This window comes from Mycobacterium sp., assembly GCF_049683355.1.
GTDB lineage: Bacteria > Actinomycetota > Actinomycetes > Mycobacteriales > Mycobacteriaceae > Mycobacterium.
Genome location: NZ_JBAUJB010000331.1, coordinates 1 through 1,586, shown reverse-complemented (window position 1 = coordinate 1,586; position 1,586 = coordinate 1). Strand labels below are relative to the sequence as shown.

2 protein-coding genes are annotated in these 1,586 nt (G+C 68.7%); one reads left to right on the top strand and one right to left on the bottom strand.

Features of this window, described 5'->3' with window-relative positions:
- Positions 1-207: 207 nt before the first annotated feature.
- Positions 208-1,017: a polyphosphate--glucose phosphotransferase gene (ppgK, locus tag WA944_RS19260; RefSeq protein ID WP_526371971.1), complete on the bottom strand. Its 810-nt coding sequence runs from the start codon at positions 1,015-1,017 to the stop codon at positions 208-210.
- 112 nt (positions 1,018-1,129) lie between these two features.
- Here ppgK and WA944_RS19255 point away from each other — a divergent pair.
- Positions 1,130-1,586: inositol monophosphatase family protein (locus WA944_RS19255; RefSeq protein WP_526609369.1), on the top strand; the 457-nt coding region annotated here is incomplete at its 3' end.

Genomic DNA, 1,586 nt, shown 5'->3' with positions numbered 1-1,586 from the left:
ACGTACACCCTTTCGGTCGTGCTGGTTCCGGCGCGCACACGTGCGCCACCGAAAAGTGTCGGCTATGTCGAATGTCGGCGTTGATCTCAACTCGGGATGCTTCGCCGCTACTCGGTAGGCGGCCGCCGTCGACCATTGTAACGACAGTGTGGGTGGGTGCTGCGCCGAGCGGCAAATTTGACGCCGCCGCACCGGGTTCCAGTGGGGTTACTTGTGAGTAGCGGTGACGTCGGTCTCGGCTGCCATCGCGGCACCGACGATGCCCGCGGTGTTCTGCAGTGCCGCCGCGACCACCGGGGTCCGGTTCGCGAGCAGCGGAATCCATTTGTGGGCCTTGCGGCTGATGCCCCCGCCGGCGATGAACAGGTCCGGCCAGATCGCGTTCTCGATCACCACCAGCACTTTCGTGACTTCTTCCGTCCAACGCTCGTACGACCATTCCTTGCGGTCCTTGACCGAACTGGCGGCGCGGTGCTCGGCCTCTTTGCCGCCGACCTCGAGGTGACCGAACTCGGTATTGGGCAGGAGCACGCCGTTGTGGATGACCGCCGAGCCGATCCCGGTGCCGAACGTCAGCAACACGATGACGCCCGTGTTGTCCCGGCCGGCACCGAATTTCTCTTCGGCGAGTCCGGCCGCGTCGGCGTCGTTGAGCACGGTCACCCGCTGCCCGCCCAGCGCCCCGCCGATGACCTCGCGCGCGTCGGCGCCGATCCAGCCTTTGTCGACGTTGGCGGCGGTCCGCACGATCCCGTCGGTCACCACCCCGGGATACGTCACCCCCAGCGGTCCCTGCCAGTCGAAATGCGCGACGACCTCGGCGATGGTCTCGGCGACGGCCGTTGGCGTCGCCGGCTGGGGGGTGAGTACCTTGAACCGCTCACCGATCAGCGACCCGGTGTCCAGGTCGACGATGCCGCCCTTGACGCCGCTGCCGCCGACGTCGACGCCGAAACCGCGGCGGGCCCCGGAACCGGATTCGGTACCGGCTGGACCGGACGATGAAGTGGCGGTCATTCGAGCTCCTCTGCGCAGGTGCGTTCCACACACTATCGGCTCGCCCATCGGGATGCGGGTCGGTCCTGCATCCCGAATCGTCTGCGATCGCCGGGTGTGTTGCGATGAGTGGGTGACCCATTCGGACACCGGCCCTGTGCAGCTTCGTTCGTTGGCCGAGCAGTTGGCGTCGGAGGCGGCGGAGTTTGTCAGGAAGCGCCGCCTGGAGGTTTTCGGCGCTGGTGGCGGGGGTGCGTCGGCGGCGCATGCGGTGCGCTCGAAGAGCACGGCGACCGACCCGGTCACCGTGGTCGACACCGAGACCGAACGGCTGCTGCGGGGCCGGCTGGCCGAACTGCGCCCAGGCGAACGCATCCTCGGCGAGGAGGAGGGCGGATCCACCGGTGGGGCGGACGGGGAGCTGACCTGGGTGCTCGACCCCATCGACGGCACGGTGAACTTCTTGTACGGGATCGAGGCGTATGCGGTGTCGGTCGGTGTGCAGCGCGGCGGCACCTCGGTGGCCGGGGCGGTCGCGGACGTCGCGGCCGGCGCGGTGTACTCGGCGGCGCTGGGACACGGGGCCCGGC